General features: G+C 66.4%; 1 protein-coding gene. It reads left to right on the top strand.

The features are described 5' to 3' along the window. A partial coding sequence (locus IB274_RS30265) for a TolC family protein (RefSeq protein WP_192436300.1) occupies nucleotides 1-336 on the top strand: 336 nt, incomplete at both ends.

A 336-nucleotide genomic window follows, 5' to 3' on the forward strand; every position in this document is an offset into this window, starting at 1 on the left:
TGACGCTCAACGACGCGCTGGCCCGTGCCATCAAGTACAACCTCGAAGGCCGCCTGAAGGTCATGGAGCAGGCCCTGGCCAGCCGCCAGGTCGACCTCGCGACCTTCGACATGCTGCCGCGCATGGCCCTGGAAGCCGGCTACGCCGGGCGCAACAACGTCAGTGCGTCGTCCAGCAAGAGCGTGCTGACCAACCAGCAATCCCTGGAACCGTCCACCTCCCAGGACCGCGACCGCGACGTCGCCGACCTGACCATGGTGTGGAACGTGCTCGACTTCGGCGTCAGCTACGTCAGCGCCAAGCAGCAGGCCGACCAGCGCCTGATCCTCGACGAAC

Origin of the sequence: Pseudomonas sp. PDM18, from assembly GCF_014852585.1 — a bacterium.
GTDB lineage: Bacteria > Pseudomonadota > Gammaproteobacteria > Pseudomonadales > Pseudomonadaceae > Pseudomonas.